Raw genomic sequence first — 6,220 nt, forward strand, 5'->3', positions numbered from 1 at the left:
CTCACCGCTGCTCCTGTTTGATGTAGTCGTAAAACGCCCTCATCTCGGGCGAAACGTATGCGAGCTCGAGATACGGCACGCCCGCCTGCGGCGCTGAGAGGTAGACGAATTGGATGCCGCCGGGCATCACGCCTCGCTGAACGACCGTGGCGCCCTGCTCGGCGCCCTCGGTCACCGCCGTTTCGAGGTGCTCGGGGCTTTCGACCTCCGTGCAGATGTGGTGCAGACCCGGGCCACCATCGGCCAAAAAGTCACTATAGATGTTCTCGCCGCGAAGCGGTTCGATCAGTTCCAATTGCATGTCGCCGAGGTAGCTCAGCGAGATGCTGGCAAAGAAGTCGGCGGGCCGGCCATGGTAGCTACACGCGTCCGGAGCAAAGTGCACATCGGGTATGCGAATCCACTTCCGCACGCCTAACAGGCCGGTGAGGGCCGTTTCGGTGGCATCGAGGTCGGGGGTGACCCAGGCGATCTGCGTCGGTGATTGAACGGGAAGCGTCATCGTCTCGCAGGATAGTCCAGTCACGGCCCCCGCCAGAAAGGGCCTATCCGACTTTGCCGTGGCGAGCCCGTACGGCCGGGATGTCGGCGGGTGAACACGTTCTAATTCTGGGTTGCCCGTGACCATCGCAAGCCGTCAATGCCGGCTCAGGACGTCGACCAGCAGCCGCAGCTGGGCCTCGAAGACGGATTCCGGATCGGTCAGGGTGTCGGCGCCGTATTGGCCGAACACCTCGAGGCTGATGGCGCCCAGCACGCCCGCCCACAGCAGGAAGCACTTGGCCAGGACCTGGTCATCACCGGGAAACCCGAATTCGTGGCGGATCCGTTCGAAGTCGGACGACATCGGTTGGGGGGCAGGATCATTCGTCAGCCGGATATCGCCTGTGGCGATTCCGGCCGCCACCGCGTCGAACAGCACCGCAACAACCCGGGTGCCCACCGCGACCGTTCGTTCTGGGGGTGCGTGATATCCGGGAACGGGGCTGCCATACAACAGGGCCCAGCCGGCCGGGTTCGCGATGGCCCATCCCCGGGCCGCCCGCGCGATGGCGACGACATCGTCGCTCCACAGGTCCCCGACTGTCTCGCGGGCACGATCCACGGTGTCGGCGAGGTCGGAATAGGCGTCGACCAGCAGCAAGGTCAGCAGTTCATCGCGGCTGGACACGTAGCGGTATACCGCCGACGACACCATGCCCAGGTCGCGGGCGATGGCCCGTACCGACAGTCCGGCCGCGCCGCGCTCGACCAGCTGGCGGCGACCGAGTTCGATGATGCGCGCCTCGATCTGCTCACGCGATTCCTGGCGTTTGCCCACGCCGTCAGTCTGGCACAACCGAGAACACCGCTCTTGCCCTCCGTGGCGGGTTGTGGCAGCGTGTTCACAAAGGAGAGCACCGCTCTCAAATGCTCGACCAGGATTCGCTGAGGGGCCGCGTCATGTCCACCCGATACGACAAACCGAACCGGGCCGCCCGCGCGGCGAACGGGGTCATCCGCTGGCTCGCCGAGGCGGGGATCAGCATCGCCGGAACCCGGGCGCTGCGCGTCCGCGGCCGCAAAACGGGAAAGCAACGCGCGGTGGTGGTCAACCTACTGACCGTCGACGGCGTCGACTACCTGGTATCCCCGCGCGGCAACACCCAGTGGGCGCGCAATGTCCGGGCCGCGTCCGTCGTGGAGGTGGGTCCGCGCTGGCGGCGGCGGCGCATGCGGGCGGGCGTGCTCGACGACGCGGCTAAGCCCGAGTTGCTCCAGCGCTATCTGGCCAGGTGGTATTGGCAGGTCAAGGGTCATGTCGCCGGGTTGACCCCGGACAGCACCATCGAGCAATTCCGCGCCGCCGCGCCGTCGATTCCGGTGTTCGTGCTGACCCCGGCGGGCCCCGCGGGCTGACCGCCCCTAATGCGCGTTGTCGCGCGCTCCCAAGTCCTCGCGAGCCTCCTGGGTCGTGGCCCCCCACGACACTGCGGCCGGAAAATCGCCCCACACGCTGTTGAAGATTCCGACGAGCTGTCCGGGGCCTCCGCTGGGCGCCAGGTAGACCGGTCCACCCGAATCGCCGTTGTGGCTCTGCACGCCGTGCGACATGGTGAACCAGCCGTTGTTCACGCTCTCCACCGTCCCGCAGGTTTCCCCGGTGATCACGCCGAAATGGCAGACGGGCTGACCCGGCGCGAGCGCGAGACCCGGGTCCGAGAGCAGCGGACGACCGCCCGGCAGGATGTTGTTCGCCATGACGCTGTTGTCCAGCACGATCGCTTCGTAATCGCTGATCGTCTGGCTCGTGGACACGGTAGTTCCGGACGGGGTGTTGTCCCGGAAGGCCGCCATCTGGCCGATGACCGCGCCGCCGCGGTCGGTCACCACTCCGCTGCCGCCCCGGCAGTGTCCCGCGGTGAAGGCGACCTTCAGGGCGGGATCGACATATCCCAGCGTGCACACGCGGTTGCCCTGGCGTATCTCCATGCCCGGGTACACGACGACGTCGGCATGCGCCGGCACACCTGGCAGCAAGGAGGCCAGCGCTGCGACAGCTGTCGACGCCGCGAATGCGCGCCTTGCCAGACGACGATGCACCCTGAACTCCGATCCATCGGGCCGATACCGACGGGAGGCCGAGATTACGGCGTAGCCGTCCTCCCCGCTCAGCTTTTCGCGACGGCCTGCGCGAATGTTACAGCGAGGTCACGACCGGGCTGGTGGCAGCGGTTTGGCGGGCCGCCCGCGGCAGCCAGCCGGGCGGGCCGAGCACGTAACCCAACCGGTCACGCAGGCGCCGTGCGGATCGCCAGTCGCGGGCGATCGCGACGTATTCCCGGGTCTGCAACGTCCAGATGTTGAACGTATCCACGCGTTTGGTGAGGCCATAATGCGGCCGGAACAGCTCGGCCTGGAAGGTTCCGAATAGCCGGTCCCAGACGATGAAGATGCCGCCGTAGTTCTTGTCGAGATACTCCTTGTCCATTCCGTGGTGCACCCGGTGATGCGACGGCGTATTGAACAGGAACTCGAATGGCCGCGGCAGCTTGTCGATCCGCTCGGTGTGGATCCAGAACTGGTAGATCAAGTTCAGGGAGAAGCTGAAGAACACCATCCACGGTGGAATTCCCAACAGCGGCAACGGGATCCACATCAGAATCTCGCCGCTGTTGTTCCACTTCTGGCGCAGCGCCGTGGCGAAGTTGTAGTACTCACTGGAGTGGTGGGCTTGGTGCGTCGCCCAGATCAATCGGACCCGGTGCGCGATCCGGTGATACGCGTAATACAGCAGGTCCACACCGAGAATCGCGATCACCCAGGTGTACCAATGCGTCGCCGATAGGTGCCAGGGCGCCAGGTACGCGTAGATCGCGGCGTAGCCCAGCAGCGCCAGGGTCTTCCAGCCGGCGGTGGTCGCGACCGACACCAGTCCCATCGAAATGCTGGCCACCGAGTCGCGGGCGAAGTGCGCCCCCGACGGCGGTCGCGCCGGGTCGGCGGCCTCGGCCGCCAGGTGTTCCAGCTTTCGGGCCGCGGTCCATTCGAGGGTCAACAGCAGCAGGAAGAACGGGATGGCGAACAGCACGGGATCGCGCATCTGCGGCGGCAGCGCGGACAGGAAGCCGGACATGGCACTCACACCGGTAAGACTACGACGCGCCCGGGGGCCTTTTCGCCCTCAGCGCCGATCGTCGGACTGCGCTTCGTCTCCGGCATACCACTGCACGGCGCGGACGCCCGGGAGCAGCGACAGCTCGGCCACCAACCGCTCCAGACGGGCCGGGGCGTCGCCGTTCATCAGCAGGTGAGCGGTCAGGGTGACCTCGTCGCCGGCCGGGGTGCCGGTATGGATTCCGCGAAGCGTGATGTCGTTGCTGCCGGCGTGCTGGACGATCTGGGCCCGCGCATACTTCTCGTGTTTGGCGCGGCAGACGACCTGCACGAGGTAGGGCAACAGGCTTTCGTCTTCTTCGGCACTGTTGTCGCGGTCGATCAGCCGGCCCAGCGGGCGCCCCAGCAGATGGATGCCGATGACGGTGCCGGTGCCGATGAGCGCGAACACCAGGTGACCGGACGCCGCGAGCACGCCGATCGCCGCGGAGCACCACAGGGTGGCGGCGGTGTTGAGGCCCCGGACGTTGACGCCCTCTCGCAGGATCACCCCGCCGCCGAGGAACCCGATGCCGGACACGACGTAGGACGCGACCCGGGTGGGGCTGGTGTCGGAGGTGGCCGCCGCGTAGAGGACGAACAGCGTCGCCCCGCCGGCGACCAGCGCGTTGGTGCGCAGGCCGGCCCGCCGGGCGCGCCATTGCCGTTCCAGGCCGATCAGCGCGCCGCAGCCCACGCCGACCCCCAGCCGGAGCACGAAATCGAGGGCGCTCAGCGTCTCCAAAGGCTCGCTCCTTCCCGGGTGCAGACGGCGAAGGGAGCTAACCAAATGTGGGTTAACGGCAGGTGGAGCCCGACCGAACCGCCGGCGTCGGGGGCATCCCCGGCGCACGGCGAGTACCTGGCTAACCGGTTTTGGGCGTCAGGTGGTGGGGGCAGTAGGCGCTCGATGCGAGCGCCGCGAATTGGGCCGCGCCGTCCATCGTCATGCCGGGGTTTTGCTCCTTGATGTCACTGACAACCTGCAAACCCGTTTCGCCCCTGCCCATTAACCCGCACACGGCTTTGGCTGAAGCGATGACTTGGCTGGGGCTGCTGTAGGTGATGCCGGAATTGCTGAGGTTGGCCAGGAACGCCGCGTCGTCGCCGTCTGGCTCGGCGTGCGCGAGCGCCGCGCAACCGCTCACGCCGAAAGCGCCGAGCAGCGCAACTAGGCGCTTCATACCGGCCCCGCCTTTCCATGCTGGGCGTCGGGCAGGGTCACCGAGGGCTTGTCTCGGCTGGACACGTGCACCGCATGGATGCCGGGCTTTTTCGACAGTCGGTCGAGTAGAGCGTCGAGTCCGGCCTTGTCGACATTCCAGTGCTGCACGGCTTCGGGCTGCTTTTGCAGCTTCGCGATCACGTCGTCGAGTTTGACGGGCGCCGCGGCCTTTACGGCACCGCCGGCGCGGACGCGGGCACCTCTGCCGCCCAGGACTTCCGGCGTGACGGCGCCGACGGCGCCTCCGGTCAGGCTTCCCAGCGCCATCTGACCGAGCAGGCTTCCCGGGATCGCCGCCGAGGGGGCCGCGGCCAGACTGGCGGTCGGCAGGCTACTGGCCAGCCGGATTGCCGGCGTCGCCGACGCCCACGTCGGCGGCACCGAGAACTTGCCCACCACGTTCGCCTCGCCCACGCCCGCCGATACCGCGCTGGTCAAGCCCGCGCCGGCGGAACGCACGCCGAGCCCGGCACCCAGCGCGGATTTCGGGATGTCCAACCCCTCGACCGGGAGCTTGTAGAACATCTTGAACTCGGTCATGGCGAGGTTGATCGGGCTCATGCTGTCGTTCGCGACCGTGCTGAACCGGCCGATGTCGGCGAGGATCCCGAAGGTGTTCTGCCACGTCGCCCCGGCCAACGGCGAACCGGTGATGCTGTTGAGCACCCCGTCCCAGAACTCCATGTAACCGCGGGAAGCGTTGCCCAGGGCCTCGAGCAGCTCGCTGATGCCTGACGTCGGAGCCGCGGCCGCGGCGCCGCCGGTACCGCTGGCCTGGCCCAGCGCCGCCGACTGGGCGGCGATTCCGGTTGCATTGGTGGTCTGGGGCGGCTCGGCGAAGGGGGCCAGTCGCGTCGCGGCCGCAGACGCACCGGCGTAACCGAACATCGCGGCGGCGTCCTGCGCCCACATTTCGCCGTACTCGGCCTCGGTGGCGGCGATCGCGGCGGCGTTCTGCCCGAAAGCATTGGTGGTCAACAGCATTTCCAGCCGTATGCGGTTCGTCGCGATCGCGGCCGGCGGCACCACCGCCGCGAAGGCGCTCTCGTATGCATTGGCGGCCGCGGCGGCTTGGGCACCCGCGTTCTTGGCCTGCGCCGAGGTCGCCGACAGCCATGCCACGTAGGGCGCGGCCGCGGCGGCCATGGCGAGCGCCGACGGGCCGGCCCACGCCTCGTTGGCCAGGTCCTCGACGATCGTGTGGTAGGACGCCGCCGCGGACTGCAATTCGGCGGCCAGCGCGTCCCACGCGGCGGCGGCCGTCAACATCGGTCCCGCCCCCGGGCCCAGGTACATCCGGCCCGAGATCATTTCGGGCGGCTGCAGTGCGAAGTTCATCGTCATGCCCTCCCCGCGCCG

The 6,220-nt window shown here is 67.9% G+C and carries 8 protein-coding genes; 1 reads left to right on the forward strand and 7 read right to left on the reverse strand.

Features of this window, described 5'->3' with window-relative positions; all coding sequences use genetic code 11:
- Position 1 precedes the first annotated feature (1 nt).
- Positions 2-502 (reverse strand): VOC family protein, encoded by a 501-nt coding sequence (locus AC5Y4T_RS06755; protein WP_499916626.1) that lies wholly within the window; start codon positions 500-502, stop codon positions 2-4.
- 135 nt (positions 503-637) lie between these two features.
- Positions 638-1,321, reverse strand: a complete 684-nt coding sequence (locus AC5Y4T_RS06760) for a TetR/AcrR family transcriptional regulator (RefSeq protein WP_499916628.1) — start codon at positions 1,319-1,321, stop codon at positions 638-640.
- A 122-nt stretch (positions 1,322-1,443) separates the two neighbouring features.
- On the opposite strand from AC5Y4T_RS06760, the gene AC5Y4T_RS06765 reads away from it, so the two are divergent.
- The gene (locus AC5Y4T_RS06765) at positions 1,444-1,899 is read left to right on the forward strand and encodes a nitroreductase/quinone reductase family protein (RefSeq protein WP_499916630.1); all 456 of its coding nucleotides are present in this window, start codon (positions 1,444-1,446) and stop codon (positions 1,897-1,899) included.
- Positions 1,900-1,905: 6 nt separating this feature from the next.
- On the opposite strand, the gene AC5Y4T_RS06770 is transcribed toward AC5Y4T_RS06765, so the two are convergent.
- The 5 genes from AC5Y4T_RS06770 to AC5Y4T_RS06790 form a co-directional block, all read right to left on the reverse strand.
- The gene (locus tag AC5Y4T_RS06770; protein WP_499916632.1) at positions 1,906-2,583 is read right to left on the reverse strand and encodes an Rv1815 family serine proteinase; all 678 of its coding nucleotides are present in this window, start codon (positions 2,581-2,583) and stop codon (positions 1,906-1,908) included.
- 97 nt (positions 2,584-2,680) lie between these two features.
- The gene (locus AC5Y4T_RS06775) at positions 2,681-3,625 is read right to left on the reverse strand and encodes a sterol desaturase family protein (protein ID WP_499916634.1); all 945 of its coding nucleotides are present in this window, start codon (positions 3,623-3,625) and stop codon (positions 2,681-2,683) included.
- Between the two features lie 39 nt (positions 3,626-3,664).
- The gene (locus AC5Y4T_RS06780) at positions 3,665-4,381 is read right to left on the reverse strand and encodes an MgtC/SapB family protein (protein ID WP_499916636.1); all 717 of its coding nucleotides are present in this window, start codon (positions 4,379-4,381) and stop codon (positions 3,665-3,667) included.
- Between the two features lie 121 nt (positions 4,382-4,502).
- Positions 4,503-4,820, reverse strand: a complete 318-nt coding sequence (locus tag AC5Y4T_RS06785; protein WP_499952480.1) for a DUF732 domain-containing protein — start codon at positions 4,818-4,820, stop codon at positions 4,503-4,505.
- Positions 4,817-6,199 (reverse strand): PPE family protein, encoded by a 1,383-nt coding sequence (locus tag AC5Y4T_RS06790; protein ID WP_499952495.1) that lies wholly within the window; start codon positions 6,197-6,199, stop codon positions 4,817-4,819. Before AC5Y4T_RS06790 ends, AC5Y4T_RS06785 begins: the two co-directional genes overlap by 4 nt.
- Positions 6,200-6,220: the final 21 nt, after the last annotated feature.

Source organism: Mycobacterium sp. NGS11, from assembly GCF_059813315.1.

Coding starts and splice junctions, on each gene's coding strand:
- AC5Y4T_RS06755 (WP_499916626.1), bottom strand. CDS start 502: ATGACGCTTCCCGTTCAATCACCGACGCAGATCGCCTGGGTCACCCCC.
- AC5Y4T_RS06765 (WP_499916630.1), top strand. CDS start 1,444: ATGTCCACCCGATACGACAAACCGAACCGGGCCGCCCGCGCGGCGAAC.
- AC5Y4T_RS06785 (WP_499952480.1), bottom strand. CDS start 4,820: ATGAAGCGCCTAGTTGCGCTGCTCGGCGCTTTCGGCGTGAGCGGTTGC.
- AC5Y4T_RS06790 (WP_499952495.1), bottom strand. CDS start 6,199: ATGAACTTCGCACTGCAGCCGCCCGAAATGATCTCGGGCCGGATGTAC.